This window comes from Arthrobacter sp. Bz4, from assembly GCF_003075455.1.
In the GTDB taxonomy this organism is placed as follows: Bacteria; Actinomycetota; Actinomycetes; order Actinomycetales; family Micrococcaceae; genus Arthrobacter_D.
Window position 1 is genome coordinate 11565 of the sequence record NZ_QDAE01000010.1, and the last position, 18435, is coordinate 29999.

The 18435-nt window shown below is 66.1% G+C and carries 15 protein-coding genes and 2 pseudogenes; 8 read left to right on the plus strand and 9 right to left on the minus strand.

Translation table 11 applies throughout. The features are described from left to right. The first annotated feature begins 16 nt into the window (after positions 1-16). Entirely contained in the window at positions 17-3166 is a 3150-nt protein-coding gene (locus tag DDA93_RS09345) for an efflux RND transporter permease subunit (RefSeq protein WP_116778613.1), read from the plus strand. Positions 3167-3328: 162 nt separating this feature from the next. Continuing rightward, positions 3329-3847, plus strand: a complete 519-nt coding sequence (locus DDA93_RS09350; protein WP_116778614.1) for a MarR family winged helix-turn-helix transcriptional regulator — start codon at positions 3329-3331, stop codon at positions 3845-3847. On the opposite strand, the gene DDA93_RS09355 is transcribed toward DDA93_RS09350, so the two are convergent. Further along, positions 3841-4644 carry a transglutaminase family protein gene (locus DDA93_RS09355; RefSeq protein WP_019481241.1) on the minus strand — a complete coding sequence of 268 codons (804 nt, stop codon included), beginning with the start codon at positions 4642-4644 and terminating at the stop codon, positions 3841-3843. The genes DDA93_RS09350 and DDA93_RS09355 overlap by 7 nt on opposite strands. Before the next feature lie 104 nt (positions 4645-4748). Between DDA93_RS09355 and DDA93_RS09360 the strand changes: the two genes are divergently transcribed. Then, complete coding sequence (locus DDA93_RS09360; RefSeq protein ID WP_024476203.1) at positions 4749-5666, plus strand: oxidoreductase; 918 nt, start codon at positions 4749-4751, stop codon at positions 5664-5666. A 13-nt stretch (positions 5667-5679) separates the two neighbouring features. Here DDA93_RS09360 and DDA93_RS09365 read toward each other — a convergent pair whose 3' ends face one another. Further along, positions 5680-6462, minus strand: coding sequence for a hypothetical protein (locus tag DDA93_RS09365; protein ID WP_133185480.1), 783 nt, complete (start codon positions 6460-6462; stop codon positions 5680-5682). Between the two features lie 106 nt (positions 6463-6568). Between DDA93_RS09365 and DDA93_RS09370 the strand changes: the two genes are divergently transcribed. Continuing rightward, complete coding sequence (locus DDA93_RS09370) at positions 6569-7486, plus strand: alpha/beta hydrolase (protein ID WP_165802606.1); 918 nt, start codon at positions 6569-6571, stop codon at positions 7484-7486. A 37-nt stretch (positions 7487-7523) separates the two neighbouring features. Here the strand turns inward: DDA93_RS09370 and DDA93_RS09375 are convergent, their stop codons facing one another. The 7 genes from DDA93_RS09375 to DDA93_RS09405 all read right to left on the minus strand — a co-directional run bounded on the left by DDA93_RS09375 (position 7524) and on the right by DDA93_RS09405 (position 14928). Then, positions 7524-8468 carry a DUF368 domain-containing protein gene (locus DDA93_RS09375; protein ID WP_243400573.1) on the minus strand — a complete coding sequence of 315 codons (945 nt, stop codon included), beginning with the start codon at positions 8466-8468 and terminating at the stop codon, positions 7524-7526. A 42-nt stretch (positions 8469-8510) separates the two neighbouring features. Further along, positions 8511-9659 (minus strand): cysteine desulfurase family protein, encoded by a 1149-nt coding sequence (locus DDA93_RS09380; RefSeq protein ID WP_116778618.1) that lies wholly within the window; start codon positions 9657-9659, stop codon positions 8511-8513. Further along, positions 9656-10573 (minus strand): carboxylating nicotinate-nucleotide diphosphorylase, encoded by a 918-nt coding sequence (nadC, locus tag DDA93_RS09385; protein ID WP_116778619.1) that lies wholly within the window; start codon positions 10571-10573, stop codon positions 9656-9658. Before nadC ends, DDA93_RS09380 begins: the two co-directional genes overlap by 4 nt. Further along, a complete protein-coding gene (gene nadB / locus DDA93_RS16485) occupies positions 10570-12132 on the minus strand; it encodes an L-aspartate oxidase (protein ID WP_116778620.1) in 1563 nt (520 codons plus the stop codon). Before nadB ends, nadC begins: the two co-directional genes overlap by 4 nt. Continuing rightward, a complete protein-coding gene (gene nadA, locus DDA93_RS09395) occupies positions 12129-13427 on the minus strand; it encodes a quinolinate synthase NadA (protein WP_116778621.1) in 1299 nt (432 codons plus the stop codon). Before nadA ends, nadB begins: the two co-directional genes overlap by 4 nt. A gap of 17 nt (positions 13428-13444) precedes the next feature. After that, positions 13445-14218: an NUDIX domain-containing protein gene (locus DDA93_RS09400; RefSeq protein WP_024476211.1), complete on the minus strand. Its 774-nt coding sequence runs from the start codon at positions 14216-14218 to the stop codon at positions 13445-13447. 218 nt (positions 14219-14436) lie between these two features. Then, a complete protein-coding gene (locus tag DDA93_RS09405) occupies positions 14437-14928 on the minus strand; it encodes an Lrp/AsnC family transcriptional regulator (protein ID WP_116778622.1) in 492 nt (163 codons plus the stop codon). A gap of 296 nt (positions 14929-15224) precedes the next feature. Here DDA93_RS09405 and DDA93_RS09410 point away from each other — a divergent pair, with 296 nt between their 5' ends. From DDA93_RS09410 to DDA93_RS09425, 4 genes and pseudogenes are all read left to right on the plus strand, one after another. Further along, entirely contained in the window at positions 15225-16256 is a 1032-nt protein-coding gene (locus DDA93_RS09410) for a thiamine pyrophosphate-dependent enzyme (RefSeq protein WP_116778623.1), read from the plus strand. After that, positions 16249-17285: pseudogene (locus tag DDA93_RS09415) on the plus strand (alpha-ketoacid dehydrogenase subunit beta). The gene DDA93_RS09410 and the pseudogene DDA93_RS09415 overlap by 8 nt, the downstream one beginning before the upstream one ends. Next, a pseudogene (locus DDA93_RS09420) lies at positions 17278-17606 on the plus strand (biotin/lipoyl-containing protein). The pseudogenes DDA93_RS09415 and DDA93_RS09420 overlap by 8 nt, the downstream one beginning before the upstream one ends. Before the next feature lie 25 nt (positions 17607-17631). Next, on the plus strand, positions 17632-18432 hold the full coding sequence (locus DDA93_RS09425; RefSeq protein ID WP_116778624.1) for an alpha/beta fold hydrolase: 801 nt from the start codon (positions 17632-17634) through the stop codon (positions 18430-18432). Positions 18433-18435: the final 3 nt, after the last annotated feature.

Genomic DNA, 18435 nt, shown 5'->3' on the forward strand with positions numbered 1-18435 from the left:
GTAGAAGGCGCGGCACATGTTCCGTCTGGCTCAACTTTCCCTGGGAAACCGTGCACTGATTGCGCTGATCACCATCCTGGCGTCGGTGTTCGGTGTGATCACGATGGGCTCCCTCAAACAGGAGCTCATCCCGTCACTGGAGTTTCCCCAGATCACCGTGCTGTCGTCGGTCCCCGGCGCCTCACCGGAATACCTCGACCAGCAGGTGAGCGAACCGCTGGAGACCGCGCTTAGCGGCGTGGAGGGGCTCGAGTCGTCGTCGGCCACGTCCCGTACCGGGGTCTCGACCATCAACCTGATGTTCGCCTACGGCACCGACCTCGACCGCGCGCGCGGCCAGGTGGACCGCGCGATCTCGACGGTGCGGCCCCTCCTGCCCGAGGACGTCTCGCCGCAGTCCTTGGCCGGGAGTATCGCCGACCTCCCAATCGTGTTCATGGCCGTCTCTTCCGATCAGCCGCTGAGCGAGCTGAGCGGCGACCTCAGCCGGCTGGCCGTCCCGCGGCTGCAGCAGCTGGAGGGCGTTCGCGCGGCCGAGGTCAGCGGCGGGGCCGGGCAGTACATCTCGATCCTCCCCGACCGGCAGGAACTCGCCGCCAACGACCTCACGGTCGCCGATATCACTGCGGCACTGGAGAACAACGGCGACCTCATCCCGGTGGGGACCCTCGAGGACGGCGACCGTTCCCTCACCATCCAGGCCGGGAGCCCCATCACCTCGCTCGAGGACATCCGCGTGCTGCCCCTCCTGCCGGAGGGCGGCTCCCCCGACGCCGGAGAGACGCCGCCGACGCTCGGCTCCGTCGCCGAGGTGGCAGTGGCCGACGACGACGCCACGTCGGTGACCCGCACCAACGGTATTGAGACTCTCGCCCTGACCGTGACGAAAATCCCCGATGGGGATACGGTCGCGATCTCCAACCTGGTGGAAGAGTTGCTGCCGCAGCTGGAAGCCGAGCTGGGCAACGGCGCCGAAATCACCGTGATCTTTGACCAGGCGCCCTTCATTGAACGCTCCATCAGTGACCTGACCACGGAGGGCATCCTGGGCCTCGGCTTTGCCGTGCTGGTCATTTTGGTGTTCCTGCTGTCGGTGCGGTCCACGCTGGTGACGGCGATCTCGATCCCCCTGTCGCTGTTGATTACGTTCATCGGCCTGTGGGTCACCGGCTACTCGTTGAACATCCTCACGCTGGGCGCCCTGACCATCGCGATCGGGCGGGTGGTGGACGACTCGATTGTGGTCATCGAGAACATCAAACGGCACCTCAGCTATGGCGAGGACAAGCGCGAAGCCATTCTCACCGCCGTCCGTGAAGTGGCCAGCGCGATCACCGCATCAACGCTGATCACCGTCGCGGTGTTCGCACCGATCGCCTTCGTCGGTGACCTGGCGGGTGAACTCTTCAGGCCATTTGCCCTGACCACCACGATCGCGCTGCTGGCTTCCCTGGCGGTGTCGCTCACCATCGTTCCCGTGCTGGCGTACTGGTTCCTGCCAGCCGCGGCATCCGATGTAGACCCAGACCTGGTCCGCGAGCAGGCGCATCAGGCCGAACGAAAATCCTGGCTGCAGCGCGGCTATCTTCCGCTCCTCGGAGCAACCCAGCGGCATCCGGTCTGGACCCTGACCGCCGGTGGCCTTGTCCTCGCAGGCACTGCCGCGATGATCCCCCTCCTCCAGACCAATCTGCTGGGGAACACGGGGCAGAACAGTTTCAGCATCAACCAGACCCTCGAACCGGGTTCCAGCCTGGACACCACTGTTGCTGCCGCTGCGCAGGCCGAGGAAGTGCTCGCTGGCTTTCCCGAGGTGGAGGAGATCCAGGTGACGGTGGGTAACGCGTCCAGTGGTTTCGCCGCCCGACTGTCCGGTGGAACGTCGGTGGCCGCCTTCACGGTGATTACCGCCGAGGACGCCGACCAGGAGCAACTACAGAACGAGGTGAGGCAGGAACTGGAGTCGTTGACCGGCGTCGGGACCTTCGCCCTCGCCACCCAGCAGGGTGGGCTTGGCACCTCAAGCACTATCGATGTGAACATCACGGCACCGGGTCCGGACGAGCTGCAGGCCGCCAATGACGCCGTCGTCGACGCCATGCAAGGTGTCGAGGGCGCCCGCGACGTGACCAGTAACCTCTCCGCAGCCCAACCTCAGGTGCAGATCAGCGTTGACCGGGCCGCCGCCGTCGCCGCCGGGCTCAGCGAAGGGCAGATCGCGGGGTTGCTCGGTGGGAGCATCAGCCCGATCCCCGGCGGACAGGTACGGCTGGAAACCACCGACTACCCGGTACTCATCGGTGAGGGCACCGAGGTGACCAGCCTGGACCAGTTGGAGGAACTCAATCTTCCGACCCCCGAGGGCCCGGTACCGCTGACCTCCGTTGCATCGGTGGTTGAGGTTCAGGTGCCGTTGACCATCACCAGTGCCAACGGGGAACGGACCGCCCAGGTCTCCATCACACCGTCCGGACAGAACCTGGGGGCGCTGACCACCTCGGTGACTGAACGTCTGGAGGGTGTTGAACTCCCTGCGGGAACCACGGCAACCCTGGGTGGAGCATCCGCCGAGCAGGCCGAATCCTTCGCTCAACTGTTCCTCGCCCTGTGGGCGGCCGTGGCGATTGTGTACGTGATCATGGTGGCCACCTTCAAGTCCCTGATCCAGCCGCTGATCCTCCTGGTCTCGGTGCCGTTCGCCGCCACCGGCGCCATTGCCCTCCTCGTCATCACCCAGATTCCGCTGGGGCTGCCGTCCCTGGTTGGCATGTTGATGCTGGTGGGCATCGTGGTGACGAACGCTGTGGTGCTTATTGACCTCATCAATCAGTACCGGCGCCCGCACGACGGAAGTCCGGGCATGAGCGTCGAGGAGGCGATCATCCAGGGTGCACGGCAGCGACTGCGCCCCATCCTGATGACCGCGCTGGCAACGATCTTCGCACTGACGCCGATGGCCCTCGGCTTCACCGGCGAGGGTGGGTTCATCTCGCAACCGCTGGCGATCGTGGTGGTGGGCGGTCTGGTCTCCTCCACAGCGCTCACGCTGATCCTGGTACCGGTGTTGTACCGGCTGGTTGAGGGTCGCCGGGAGGCCCGGTTGCAGACCCGGTTGCAGACCCGCCGCGACGCGCCCGTCTCAGGGCGACGTGCCCGGGCCCACTGACCAGGATCTGGCTGCCCCACGGGGAACAGAATGCCCGCCGGCCCGGTTGTAACTATTGTGGATGCAGATGCATCTAGTTGGAGGAGGAATCATGCAGAGCGGTATCTTTACGGTGGGTAACGCGTTCCGGAACCTCCGACCTTCCAGCACCGACTCAAAACGATGACCGGACTCACCGGGCCTGAAACAGCTGGGCCCGAAACAAGGGTGCCCGAAACAACAGAACCGGCAATCCGGCTGACAGCCGAGGCCTGGGAATCCCTCTTCAGGGCGCAGGTTGCGGTGATGCGCCGGCTACGCAACGACCCGTCGTTCAAGAAACTCGCCATTGGCGAATACGACGTCCTGTTCAACCTCACCCGCTGCCCCACCGGCTGGACCCGCCTGAACGAGCTGAACCGCAGCCTGCTGATCTCGCAGCCGAGCCTGAGCCGCATGGTGGAGCGGCTCGAAGCCAAGGGCCTGGTCCAGCGGAAACAAGCCCCGGACGATCAGCGCGGCGTGATGGTGGCCCTGACCGATGCTGGCCGTGAGCTGCAACGCGAGATTGGCGCCGCGCACGTCCGGGTGATCCACACTCTGCTGGGCCCGATCCTGAAGACCGGGGAGCTGGAACAGTTACTGGAACTCACCCACCGGATCCGCGAGGGCGTCGACGACGCCGAGCGCGCCGACTACTGAAGCTGGATCAGCTCTCCCGGCTGATCGACCGGCAGGGAATCCACCACGGCTGTCACCTCGAGCGTCTCGAGTTGCAGGCTGCCCCCCACGGTGGAGAGGAATGCCGTATCCGAGGCGTCACGGCCGGTAGCGACCCGCAGCAGGGACTCCCGGGGAGCCAGGCCGGTTGCGTCGACGACATGCCAGGCGCCGTCCACCCAGGCCTCAGCCACAGCGTGGAAGTCCATCGGACTCAGTCCGGGCGCGTACACCGCGGCGAGCCGGGCGGGAACGTCCTTGGCGCGCAACAGGGAGATCACGAGGTGCGCGTAGTCCCGGCACACGCCACGCCGCCCCAGCAGGGTTTCCACGGCGCCGTCGGTGGGGCGGGACGAACCCGACACGTAGGCGAGTTCCTTGCCTACCCACTCCCGTACCGCGTTCAGCAGTTCCGATCCTGCCAGGGTGCCAAATTCAGCGTACGACGTCGGCAGGAGCCGGTCCGATTCGCAGTAGCGGCTCGGGCGAACGTACCGGATGAGATCCGCTTCAGACGCCGCTTCGGCGGATGCGGTACCCGTGACCGTGGCGCTGTACTCAAGGGAAATGTTCGCCTCGCCGTCCACTTTGAGGGTATGAAGCCGCCCACCGTGGATATCTTCCAACTCGCCTGGGACCACTGGTGCGCCATCCACCAGTACCACCAGGTTCTCTTCAAAACTGCTGTACCCGGGGTTTCGCACCGGGGCCAGGGCAAAGACGAGTGACGAAGCGGAACGGGTCCGCGCGATGATGCGGGCAGTCACTGATCGCTGCATGGGGGTACTCCTGATTGAGGGTATGAGGTGCCGGGCGCGGTAGGCCCACGGTGCGGACTCTATGCTGAAAGCTACCACCACGTTAGAACAAGAAAGGCCCCTTAGTGAATTCCACTCACCAGCACCAGATCCAGGACCTTGAGGGTCGCGCCGTCGTGATCACCGGAGCCAACAGCGGTCTGGGCTTGCAGACGGCGATAGCCCTGGCCCGGCGGGGAGCCTCGGTGACGCTCGCCTGCCGGAACGAGGCACGGGGCACTGAAGCCCTAAAGACGGTCAGCTCCCGGGTACCGGGAGCTACTGTTGACCTGCGGATCCTCGATCTCTCGTCGCTGGCTTCCGTGCGGAGCTTCGCCGCCGGTTGGACCGCACCGCTGGACCTCCTGATCAACAACGCCGGTGTGATGGCCACGCCGAGGATCCTCACCGAGGACGGGTTCGAGCAACAGCTCGGCATCAACCATCTCGGCCACTACGCCCTGACCGGCCTCCTGCTGCCGCGGCTCCGCGAAGCGTCAGCTCCCCGCGTCGTCTCGGTCTCCAGCCTGGCGCACAAGCGGGGCACCATCAACTTCGACGACCTCAATTCCTCCACCAGGTACCGCCGGTGGACCGCCTACAGCCAGAGCAAAATAGCCAACCTGTACTTCACCATGGAACTCGACCGGCGTGTCAGGGCCAACGGAGAGCAGCTTCTCGCGGTCGCCGCCCACCCTGGGCTGTCCAATACCAACCTCACGGCTGGCATGGGCACCACACCGGTACTGGACGTGCTGGGCGGTTTCTTCAAACTCTTCGGGCAGTCCGACATCGCTGGTGCCCTGCCGATCCTGCGGGCAGCAACCTCCCCGACGGCGAGCGGTGGGGACTACTCGGGCCCCGATGGTCCAGGCGAAACCAGGGGAAATGCCGTCTTGGTGGCACCAGCACCGCGGGTGCTCGACCCGCTGGTCGCCGGAAGGCTGTGGGAGGTCAGCGCCGCGATGACGGGCGTCACCTTCCCCGATCTTCCTGCTGCCTGAGAAAGAAACCGCGTTATTCCGCCACCTCGAGGGAAGCAATCATGCGCCGAATCTGGGTGAATTGTTCGGCATCGAAGAACTCCTCGGCGGCGGCAATGGTTTCAAACGATGCGGTCCGGGATCCCACCTGCTCGGGGGTCAGGGCTGTCAGCGAGATCGCATCCCCGAAGGAATACAGTCCAACGTGCTCCGGGCCCTGCACTGTGTTGTACAGCGTGCAGGCTACGCCGTCCGCGCCGCCCAGCACATCGGTGACACCGAAGGAACTGAAGAACCGGTAGCCCTCGATCAGCCGGACCACCAGCCGCGGCTCAATCGACTGGTCGGACTCGGCGGTCGACGGCAGATCCACGGGCTGGCTGAGGATCACTGTGTAGGGGCTGGCGTCGTCGGGCGCGCAGTCCTCGTCCGTGGGCGTGATGCCCGTGTGCAGTTCAGCCACCGGACGCCCGTCGGCATTCTCGACGGCAACGTGAACTGATTCCGGCTCGAAACCTTCACCGGGATCCTCCATCGGCTCGGCGGTCCAGTCCGGTGGGAGCTCAAAGCTCACCAGGGCCTGAGGGTCGGTGAAGACCTGCCAGTCGTCGTCGGGAGCCGGGCGGTCTGCCACCGTTGGCTTCGGCGCCGGTGGGGTGGTCGCCGGCGCTGCGGAGCTGGGGTCCGACGACGGCGTCGCTGACTGCGCCGGCCGGTCGCCGATTTCCACGCCGGTACACCCGGACGCTGCCAGCGCCACGCTTAGCAACAGGACGCCCGCCGCAGCAATCCGCGCTGGTCCCCGTGATCGACTCATCTGATGCGTCCCCTAATCGTCGGTTGCCGGGCCTCTGATCTGAGTCTAATCAGTGAAGCACCCCACCATGAGGCATCCACACCGGCCGCCGTGGAGAATTACTGTTATGACCCCTGATCTGTCCGATGCGACTGTTTCCACTGATGCACGTGTCTCCACGATGCGGTATCCCACAGCACTGGGGCCCGTCCAGGTCAGGATCTCGAGGACCGCCGGGGTAGCAGCGCCGCCGTGGGTCCTGCTGCACGGCGCCGCGGGGTCCTGGAAGACCTTCAGGGAGTTGCAGGCAGCACGAAACTTTCCCACCGGCGTCGACACCGTGGTGATCGACCTCCCCGGGTGGGGCGACTCCCCCGGCGTCGGGACTTTCACGATCGAGTCGCAGGCCGCGGCCGTCGTCGAGGTCCTGACCCTTGCGGGCTACCGCCAATGGCGACTTTTCGGGCATTCGATGGGCGCTGTTCCGGCACTGGAGATCGCGGCGCGGGAACCGGACCGGACCCTCGCGGTGATCGTCCTATCTCCCACCTCGGTGATCGCTTCCGGCGCGTTCCGTCGCCCCTGGCGGAACCTCCTGACGATGGGACCACTCCTCGGGATGAAGGCGATCATGCGGTTTCTGCAGCTCACCGGGGTGCTGGCGCCACGCGTGGTGGCGGTTGCCCGACGCACCGGATTGCTCAGATTGGTGTTGCGGCCCTTCGTCGTCGACCCTGCCGCCCTGACCGGCCCGGTTGTCGACGCGCTCGCCGTCGATGCCCGTCCTGCCGCCTTCGCCGTCGCCGCCCGGGCGTTGAAGCACTACGACTTCTCCCACTGGGCCCTGGCCGGGGGGACCCACCTGGTGCTGCGGGGCGAGCGGGATGTCTTCACCCCTGCCGCGGAGATTCGGGAGCTGGCACGATTGCTGCCCGACGCCCGTGCCCACGTGCTGCCGGGAACGGGACACTTCGCGCAGGTGGAGGACCCGGAGGCCGTAGCAGAATTCCTGGTGCGGGAAACCGTGTCACCACCGAACGCGTAGGGCGCCTGGGCAGGAAGGTCCTGGTCGAGTAAGGGTCCTACAAGGAAGCTGCCACTGCGGTGCCGCGCCGCTCCCGCAGCCAGAGGAGCAGGACCACTGTTGCCCCGCCCAGGGCGGCCAGGAGTGGGCCGAGCCAGTCGCCGTCGGGCTGGAGCAGTGTTCCGTTGTCCTGCCAGGGCCAGAGTGCCCGCAGCGATCCCAGGATCAGGCCGGTCGCGACCAGCAGCACCGCACGCCGATGCACCCGCAGGAGATATGCGAGCAGCTGGACGATTGAGGCGAGTCCCAGGACCGCGCCGCTGGCGAAGAGGGCCAGATAGCCGAAGTCCCGCTCGCTGACCGCCTCGAGGGTCGGTTCGTACATACCGAAGGTCAACAGGATGAACGACCCGGACAGCCCCGGCAGGGCCAGCGCGCACACCGCAGCGGCACCGCTCAGGATCAGCACCCACCAGGCGGGGTCTTCGACCTGCATGGAAGGGATGCCGAGCAGCCAGAAAACTGCTGCAGCGACGAGTAGAACCACCACGGGGCCGAAGATCCGGGTGTTTCGAGTGATCGGGCCGGCGTCCCTGGCCATTGAAATGGGGACCAGCAGGCTGGCCGAGACCATGCCGAGGAAGAGCGCATTCGAGAGTACCGGCTGGCCCTCTACAAAGCCGTGCAGCGGGCCGGACAGAGCGAAAAGGGCGAAGAACATGCCGATGAGCAGCGGAATCACCAGGGACCATTCGACGTCGCCCAGGTGGTGGGCGAAGCCCTTTCCGCCACGTTTGAAGACGAGCCGGACCACACCACGGATCAGATGATTCGCCGAGGTGATCAGGCGATCAAAAATACCCAGCACCAGGGCGACAGTCCCACCGGAGACGCCAGGCACCAGCTCGACAATGCCGATCAGGGCCCCACGAACTGCGTGGGCGAAACTGGAACGGAGAGTGGGGGCTGCGGGCTTCACTGGGAGCGGCGGGGAGGACGTCACCTATTCAACAGTAGTATGCCGACGGCCAGGGCGGGGATTCCGTTAAGCAGGGCGGCCCAGTGCCCTGACCGAGGCGACCGCCGCGGTGACGGCACGGGAGGCCAGGGCCATGTCGCGTTCGGTGGTGGCTGCGGTCCACGAGAACCGGACCGCCGTCTGGGCTGTTGTACGGTCGATTCCGAGCGCCAGCAGGACAGCCGACGGCTCGTCGCTTCCCGCGGCGCACGCCGACCCGCTGGAGCAGACCACGCCGCGGCGCTCGAGCTCCAGCAACACCGATTCACCGCTGGTTCCCGGGAAGCAGAACGACGCGAGATTCGGGAGACGTTGCTCCCGGTCTCCGGTCAGTACGGCGCCGGGCACGGTGTCCAGGACGTGGTTGATGAGATAGTCCCGCTGGGCTTTTGCCGCGGGGACCGCGGTATCCCGCTCGTCCTGCGCGAGGGCGAGCGCCGTGGCGAGCCCCACCGCTCCGGCAACGTTCTCGGTTCCGGAACGCCGTCCACGTTCCTGGCCGCCACCATGGATGAGCGGTTCCACCGGGATCCGGCCTTTGAGGTAGAGCAGACCGGCCCCCTTGGGCGCGCCCAGTTTGTGCCCGGACAGCGTGAGCGCGTCAACCCCGAGCTCGGCGACGCTCAGTGGCAACCAGGCGCCCGCCTGCACTGCGTCGGTGTGGAAGGGCACCGATGCCGCCGCGCAGAGGCCAGCGAGTACCCGCAGTGGCTGGACCGTCCCGACCTCGTTGTTGGCGTACATGATTGAACACAGCGTGGTGCCCGGTGTCAGTGCCTTCTGGAGCGAGTCAGGCTCAACGAGACCGGTGGCCGACACCGGGACAACAGTGATCCGGAACCCATGAAACCGGTGCAGGTAGTCGAGGGTTTCCAGCACGGCGGGGTGCTCGACGGCGCTGGTCACGAGGTGGCGGTCGCGGGGGGCGGCAAGCGCTATGCCCTTCAGCGCCAGGTTGTTGGCTTCGGTGCCACCCGAGGTGAAGGTGAGTTCGGAGGGGCGGCACCCTAGCACTGTCGCGGCCTGTTGCCGTGCAGCTTTATGGGCAGCCGCTGCCGTTTCCCCCAGCGCATGGTGGCTGGAGGGATTGCCGAAGTTGGTGCTCATCAGCGGCCACATCGCCTGCAGCACTTCCTGACGTGGCGGGGCAGTGGCCGCGGCATCCAGATAAATCACAGGGCGGCCTCCGTGGCGCTCCCGGCGGCGGCTGGCTGGGCGGAGGTCAGCTCAAGGTCCAACCCCAGATCGAGTGAGTGGACGCTGTGCGTCAGTGCGCCGGAGGAAATGATGTCCACCCCGGTGCGGGCAATGGCAGCGACGGTGTCCAGCCGCACGTTTCCGCTGGCTTCAACCAGGGCACGCCCAGCCACCAGCCGCACTCCCTCAGACAACTGGGCCAGGCTGAAATTGTCGAGCATGATCGTGTCCACCCCTGCCGCCAGCACCGGCTCGATCTGATCGATCCGGTCCACTTCGACCTCGAAGTGCACCGTGTGGGGAAGCCGGGCCTTCGCAGCGGCGAGCGCCGCGGTGAGCCCGGTGGTTCCCCCGCGGGTCAGGAGGGCCAGATGGTTGTCTTTGGCCATCACCGCGTCCGAGAGGCTGAAGCGGTGATTGAACCCGCCCCCGCAGCGGACCGCGTAGCGTTCCAGCACCCGCAGGCCCGGGGTGGTTTTTCGGGTATCGACGATGCGGGCGGGCGTGCCATCCACTGCCCGCACGAACTGGGCGGTCAGGGTGGCGATCCCGCTGAGCCGCTGCGCCAGGTTCAGGGCAACCCGCTCGGCGGTGAGCAGGGATCGGGCGGGACCGGACAGAACGGCCAGCACAGTGCCGACGTCGAACGCGTCCCCATCCGTCACCGGAAACCGCACGGTGAGGCGCTGATCGGTTAGCCGCATCGAGGCCTCGATGACCTGCTGGCCGCAAAAGATTCCCGCCTCGCGTGCAACTATCGCTGCGTCGGCTCTAGCCGACGCCGGGATCAGGGTCTCCGACGTGATGTCGCCCCAGGGCGCATCTTCGGCGAGCGCCGCGGCAACGATGCGGTCGACGTCGGCCTGTGCTGGCTGCCCGGTCGGCTGGCTCATGACCTTGCCCTTCGATAGGAGGTGAGCTGCGGGGCGCTTTCCGCCGGGCGGGGGCCCGGGAAATCCGTGCGGTAGTGGGCTCCGAGGGACTCCTCGCGCGCAGCGGCAGCGTGCACGAGCAGCCGTGCGGCGACTACCAGGTTGGCGGTTTCGCGTTCCGCGACGGTGTCCCCGGCGGTGGAGTATTGGTCGAGCTGTTTGGCGGCCACCTGCAGGCCGGCTGCACTGCGCGTCACTGCTGCGTGATCGGTCATCAAGCTCTGCAGGGTGCGGCGTTCGCAGACCTCGGACCGGTCGGGTTCCGGGAACTCGAGCCCGATGGCCGGGAACGTGGGCCAGCCGCCGTCGTCGGCCGCTGTTTGCGTGGCGAGGGCGTCGACTGCCCGCCCGGCATAAACGAGTCCTTCCAGCAGGGAGTTGGACGCCAACCGGTTGGCGCCGTGGACGCCGGTGCAGGCGGTCTCGCCGACGGCGTAGAGGCCGGGCAGGGAGGTCCTCCCCCACAGGTCGGTCTGGATTCCCCCCATCCAGTAGTGGGCTGCGGGGACGACCGGCAACGGCTCAGCAGACCAGTCAAAACCGTGGGCAGTGGTTTGCCGGTGCAGGGAGGGGAACCGGGCGGCAAGGAAGCCAGCTCCGCCGAGCCCGGTGGCGTCGAGGTATACCCGGTCCTCGCCTCGCTCCCGGAGGTGCAGGGCGATGCTTCGGGAAACGACATCCCGTGGGGCCAGCTCCGCTGCCGGGTGGTAGGCGGTCATGAACCGTGCCCCGGACCCATCGAGCAGGATCGCGCCTTCCCCGCGGACAGCCTCTGAGATCAACAGGTTGCCGGGGACATCGAGGGCTGTGGGGTGGAACTGGAGGAACTCGAGATCCTTCACGACGGCGCCGGCCCGCCAGGCGGCAGCCAGCCCATCCCCGGTGGCGACCAGGGGATTCGTATTGTGCGTGAACAGCTGCCCGGCCCCACCCGTCGCAAGGATGACGGCGTCGGCGTCGACAGTGGTCAGTACCCCGGCACGCAGGATCAACGCACCGGTGACCGTGGGCGCTTCAGCCTCGTCGGTGCGCAGGTCGGCGAGGAACGCGTGTTCGAGCACCGCGATGCCGGGATCCTGCCGGACCGCGGCAATCAGCGCCTGCGCGACGGCGGCACCGGTCGCGTCGCCGCCGGCGTGAAGGATGCGCGACGCCGAGTGCGCGGCTTCCCGCCCCAGTGCCAGTTCTCCGCTGGCCGTGCGGTCAAAGGGCGCGCCCAGCGCCAGTAGCACCCCAATGTGGTCCGCAGCCGCAGCGCAGAGGACCTCGACCGCTTCGGGTACGCACCAGCCGTTGCCGGCCAGCTGTGTGTCTGTCACGTGGCTGGAGACCAGATCATTCCCGCCCGGGAGTACCGCGGCGATGCCGCCCTGGGCATGCCAGGTGTTGCTGTCCGCCAGGTTCCCTTTGGTGAGCAGGGTGACCGCGGCGCCGGGTAGGGCTTGCCGGAGGCGAAGCGCCGAGTACAGGCCGGCGATGCCGCTGCCCACAACGAGCACGTGTTCCGGCGAGGTGTTCATGGCTGGACCGGTCGCGGCTGGACGGCGAGCATGCGCTCCAACGCTACCCGGGATGGTGAGGCGACCGATTCAGCCACGGTAATCCGGTTCAGCACCGTGCCGGCCACCAGCGCTTCGAGGACCCACGCCAGGTATCCCGGGTGGATGCGGTACATGGTGGAGCAAGGGCAGATCACCGGGTCGAGGCAGAAAATGGTGTGTTCGGGGTGCTGGCTGGCAAGCCGGTTGACCATGTTGATTTCGGTGCCGACGGCGAAGGTGGTGCCAGGTGCGGCGGCTTCGATCGCTTTGCGGATGTAGTCGGTGGAGCCGGACTCATCGGCAGCATCAACCACCTCCATGGGGCATTCCGGGTGGACAATTACCCGGACACCCGGAAAGTCCGCCCGGGCCTTTTCGATCTGGTTCACGGAGAAGCGTTTGTGCACCGAGCAGAAACCGTGCCACAGGATCACCCGGGAGTCCTGCAACGTAGCCTCCTCGTTGCCTCCCAGCGGCTTCCGCGGATTCCACAGCGGCATCTGCTCCACCGGTACCCCCATCGCCTTGGCCGTGTTCCGGCCGAGGTGCTGGTCGGGGAAAAACAGCACCCGCTGGCCCCGTTGAAAGGCCCACTCGAGGACGGCCGCGGCGTTCGAGGAGGTACACACGATTCCACCGTTGCGACCGCAGAAACCCTTCAGCGCGGCCGAGGAGTTCATATAGGTGACGGGGATAACGGGGACACGGCCGTCGTCGTCGGGCTCTGTTCCGAACAGCTCGGCAAGGTCTTCCCAGCAGTCGGTCACCGAATCGATGTCGGCCATGTCGGCCATTGAACAGCCCGCCGCGAGGTTGGGGAGGATCACCGCCTGGTCTGGCCGGGAGAGCATATCGGCGGTTTCGGCCATGAAGTGGACGCCGCAGAAGATGATAGCTTCCGCGTGGGTCTTCTCGGTGGCGGCGCGGGCGAGCTGGTAGGAATCGCCGATGAAGTCGGCGTATTTGACCACCTCGTCGCGCTGGTAGAAGTGGCCCAGGATGACCGCCCGGTCCCCGAGGGTCGCCTTGGCCGCGAGAATACGGACGTCGAGCTCCTCGTCGGTGGCGAGCCGGTACTCCTCGGGCAGCTCCCCCTGTCGCGGCGAGGAAAGCGGCGCCGGGTCGGCCATCGAGGCGCCGGGGCCGTAGGTGGGCTGGATTTCCCGGTCGATCGCCCAGGGGTCTTTGGCGAGGGCGGGCGAGCACGTGGTGACTCGCTGGGTCTGGGCCTGCTCGCGGGTCACAAGCTGGATCGCAGTGGTGACACTAGTCATGGGAAACTCCTGAAACTCTAGTCAGTCGAGGCGATGGTGGAGCTGGAAGCGCTGGTGGAGGTGGTCTCTGCTGGCGTGGCCTGGCCGGACGTGGCCTGGGTGCCGAGGGTCCCCGTGGACCCCGTATAGCGGTAGAGCCGGGGCGGCCGGTGTCGCACTCCCTGGAGGTAGTCATCGGTGGGGGTGATATCGGGGGTGGCCCGAAGCTGACGGCGGAAATTGGCGGGATCCAGGTGCCGATCCAGGACCGCCTCGTAGACTTCCCTGACCTGCGCCAGGGTGAAGGTCTCGCCAAGAAAGTGGTAGGCGATCGAGCCGTATTCCACCTTGCTGCGCAGCCGCCAGAGGGCGTAATCCACGATGGAGTTGTGGTCGAAGGCGAGATCCTCGAGCTTGTCGGCGCGGAACCATTTCACATTCTCGGATTCCTGGGTCAGGGCAGCCTCGTCGGGTTGTACCAACGCCCAGTAGACGATAGAGACCAGGCGTTGAGTGGCGGCCCGGTCCAAACCGCCAAACGCGTAAAGCTGCTCCAGATAATTGGGGACCAACCCGGTAGTCTCCCGCAGGTTGCGCGACGCGGCATCCTGGAGCGACTCCACCTGGGCTAGCGGGCCACCCGGCAACGCCCACTTGCCGAGATGGGGCTGCCTGATCCGCCGGACCAGCGGCAACCACAGGGTGGGCCGGCCCGACGTCGCACTCGGCCGGAGCGCGAAGATCACCGTTGAAATCGCCAGCGCGGGTGGCTGCAACTGCCGCTCGGAGACGTTTGCTGCGTCTGCGTACATCGGATCCCCTCGCCTAGTGCTTCACCCATGAGTTAATGTCAGATTGACTTTAACTGATTTTAGCGGGAAACCCGCGGTTCTCCAACCCGCCCCCGCACGGAGCCACCCCAACCCGGGATCGAGTCAACAGATATGACGGGTTTACGGCCCGAAAATCGGTTATTTCTGGCGACTCGACCCGAGGGTGGGGGTGACTTAGGTGCGGGGGTGGGGGTGACTTAGGTGCGGGGCTTGGTGGGGGCGTGCTCGGCGGCAGCACGCATCAGCGGCAGGGTCCGACCCTCGAAGTGGGTATTCAGCACGATCACGGTCGATGAGCGCACCACCGTCCGGGTAGCGATGATGGCGTCAATCACCCGCTGCAGGTCCGGGTTGGACCGGGCCGCCACCTTGGCGAGCAGATCGCTCTCGCCCGAAACGGTGTGCACTTCCTGGATCTCCGGGATCTTCGCCAGCGCGACGGCGACGGCGTCGTGCCCGGAGTCCTGGTGAATGGTCAGCGAACAGTAGGCCACCACCGGGTAGCCCAGGCTGCGCGGTTCAATCCTCGGCCCCCAGCCGGCGATCACCCCGTCGCGCTGCATGCGGTCGAGCCTCGCCTGGATGGTGGCGCGGGCAACCGAGAGGCGCCTCGACGCCTCAAGCACACTCATCCGCGGATCATCGGTGAAGAGCTCAGCGATTCGTGAATCGAGGGGATCGATGACCATGGATAACCTTTCGGGAGCAAAAGACGCGCCGGTGTTGTGTCTTGGCGAAATAGTGACTACTGTCACAGACGTTGGTCTATTCGACCAAGCGGCAGGGGTGGGTTCGACGGCGCACGTGCTCCTGTCGCTTTTTTTGTGCCGTCTTTTTCCCAGCCTATCGAACACTTTGTATATCAATTGCCAACATGTCTCAGCATTTCGAGACATATTGCGCAGCTCTCACCACACAGATTGCAGAGGCTGCATTTTGGACGTAGCGTCGCTCGAGCAGAGTGACTTCGATCATAAGGATGGCAATGAACTCCACGCCCACCCCTCCCGAGGAGGAACTGAAGAGGCTCTACCGGCTTCTGGTAACAGTGCGTCAGCTGGATATAGCGGCCGTCCGCTGGCAGCGGCAGGGCATCATCCCCGGCTACGCTCCCCTGCTGGGTCAGGAGGCGGCCCAGGTGGGCAGCGGCTTCGCCGTCGACACTGCGCTGGACTTCGTTTTCCCCACCTACCGGGAGATGGGCGTGGCCCGGGCCATGAACGTTGACATGGTGCAGTACATGGCCACCCACAAGGCCACCTGGCATGGCGGGCTTTACGATCCGGCTGCCACTCACCTTGCACCCATCCAGGCGGTAGTCGCCGGATCGGTTCTTCACGCCGTCGGGTGGGCCCACGGCCAGACCCTCGCCCGGCATGAGCGTCAGCCCGGTACCGGCAGCGGCGTCGCTCTCACCTATTTCGGCGACGGAGCCAGCTCCCAGGGCGATGTCCATGAGGCAATGAACTTCGCTGCGGTGATGAAAGCCCCCGTGGTCTTCTTCGTGCAGAACAACGGGTGGGCGATCTCCGTCCCCACCGCCGCGCAGGTTGCCGGTGGCGCCGTGGCGGCCCGCGCCGCCGGTTATGGGATGCCGTCCCTCACCGTGGACGGCAACGACGTCGTCGCCGTCCTTGCGGCGACCCGGCAGGCGGTTGAGCATTGCCGCGCCGGGAACGGACCCATGCTGATCGAAGCCAACACGTACCGCCTGGGTCCACACTCCACGAGCGATGACCCGGGCCGTTACCGCTCCCTCGCCGACGAGCAGGCAGCCCGCAGCCTCGATCCGGTGCAGCGTTGCGCGGACCTGTTGCGTACCGCCTACGGAACGGAGACCGATTACTTCGGCGCCGTCCTCGCCGAGGCCGAGGCCGAAACCGAACGGGTCAGGGAGGGTCTGGAGGCTCTCGAGCCGCGGCCCGGATCCGAGATGTTCACCTACGTCTTCCAGGAGAGCACGCCCGCCCTGCAGCAGCAGGAGACAACATGGAGAGAGGAATCAGAGCATGTCTGAGCAGACGGCGGAGATCACGGCTCCGGTCACAGTCGATCCCGAGTCGCCCCTCGAGCACCTCTCCATGCAGCAGGCGCTGAATCGGGCGCTGGCAGAATCGTTGGACGAGAATCCCAAGACCCTCATCTTCGGGGAAGACGTGGGCCAGCTCGGTGGCGTGTTCCGGATTACCGACGGGCTGCAGCAGCGGTTCGGTGCGGACCGGGTATTCGACACCCCCCTGGCCGAATCGGGCATCCTGGGCATGTCGGTGGGGCTGGCGATGGCAGGTTTCCACCCCATCCCTGAAGTGCAGTTCGACGGGTTTGCCTACCCCGCCGTCAACCAGATTGTGTGCCAGATCGGCCGGATGAATTACCGGAGCCGGGGCACCCTCCCCATGCCGATCACCCTGCGGGTTCCCTCCTTCGGCGGGATCCGCGCGCCCGAACACCACGGCGAAAGCTTGAGAGCCTCTTCGCCCACGTGCCCGGGCTGAAGGTGGTGTCGCCGTCGGACCCCCATCAGGCCTACCACCTGCTCAAGCATGCCGTGCGGCGCCCCGACCCGGTGATCTTCATGGAGCCCAAGGCCCGCTACTGGCAAAAGGGACAGGTCGACACCGCCGACGGCGGCACCCTCGAAGGCTCGCGCGTCGCCCGCAGCGGTCGGCACGTCACCCTGATCGCCTGGGGTGCGATGGTGTCACGCTGCCTTCAGGTAGCCGAGCTCGCGGCCGAAGACGGGATCGACGTCGAAGTCCTCGATCTGCGCTGGCTGAAGCCGATCGACGCTGCAGGCCTTGCAGCGTCAGTGCTGAAGACGAAGCGCGCCGTCGTCGTCCACGAAGCGCCGCGCACCAGCGGACTGGGCGCCGAAATCGCGGCATTGGTGACCGAGCAGTGCTTCAATGTTCTGAAGGCACCGGTGGAACGGGTGACAGGGTTTGATGTCCCGTATCCCTCCGGCGATCTGGAAGACGAGTACGTACCGAACATCGACCGGATCCTGTTCGGCATTCAACGAGTATTGGAGCATCGCCGTGGCTGAATTGTCCTTTCCGCTACCCGACCTGGGTGAGGGCCTGATCGAGCTACAGTCCTGGAATGGTTGGTCGCCGTGGGTGACACTGTTGAACGCAATCAGCCGCTGGTTGAGGTGGAAACCACCAAGTCTGCGGTGGAGTTACCCTCACCGCAGGCGGGAACAGTGGTTAGAGTTCATGGTGAGCCGGGAGACGTAGTGAAAGTGGGGGACCCTCTGATTGTGTTTGAGGTCCCCGACAACACGGCCGGCATTGTTGGCACGGTGCCCGAGGAACGCGCGCCCAAGCGGCGGGTGCGCCTGAGCCTCGGGTCCGACGACGACTGACACGCCTAATCTGAGGGAGATCGATATGGGACGCCACCGGGACCACCTCGTGGAGGGCATTGACCCGCACCTGTCCGTTGAGGAACACAGACCTGCGCAAAAGTCCGACGCACGCCCTGTGCTGTTGCTGCATGGATTTGCGTCGTCGTCGAAGTTGAACTGGCATGATTCGGGCTGGGTGAGGGCATTGACCGACGCCGGTCGGCGGGTGATTACCGTCGATCTGCCGGGCCACGGGAGCAGCGCCTCCCCCGAGGAACGTGATGCGTACGCACCAAGCCGGATCCGGGCCGACCTGTTGCAGCTCCTGCTGGACTACCAGGTGAGCCCCCTCGACGAGTCCAAGCCTTCCAGCGGCGTGGACATTATCGGATACTCGCTGGGATCGAGACTTGCCTGGGAGTTTGGCGCCACCCAGCCTGAACTGGTGCACCGGATGGTCCTCGGGGGGCCGGGCACCGCAGACCCCCTGGCTGATTTTGACCTTCCCGCCGCCCAGCAGCACCTGACCGACGGCACCCCGATCGACGACGCCTCGACCGCCGGCCTGTTACGGATGGCCCGGCTGGTGCCATCCCACGACGTCTTCGCGCTGCTGACCATGGTGGAGGCGATCAAGGGCGAGCCGTTCAACGCTGCCGAGGCAGTGCCGCACATGCCGTTGCTGCTGGTCGCCGGCGACAAGGACGACCGGGCAACCACCATGCCCGAGCTGGCCGCGTTGAGTCCGCGCGCGGAGACTGTCTGGCTCCCGGGCCGAACCCACACCAATGCGGTGACGTCGAGGGCCTTCAAAACGGCGGCGATTGAGTTCCTCAACGGTTAGCCC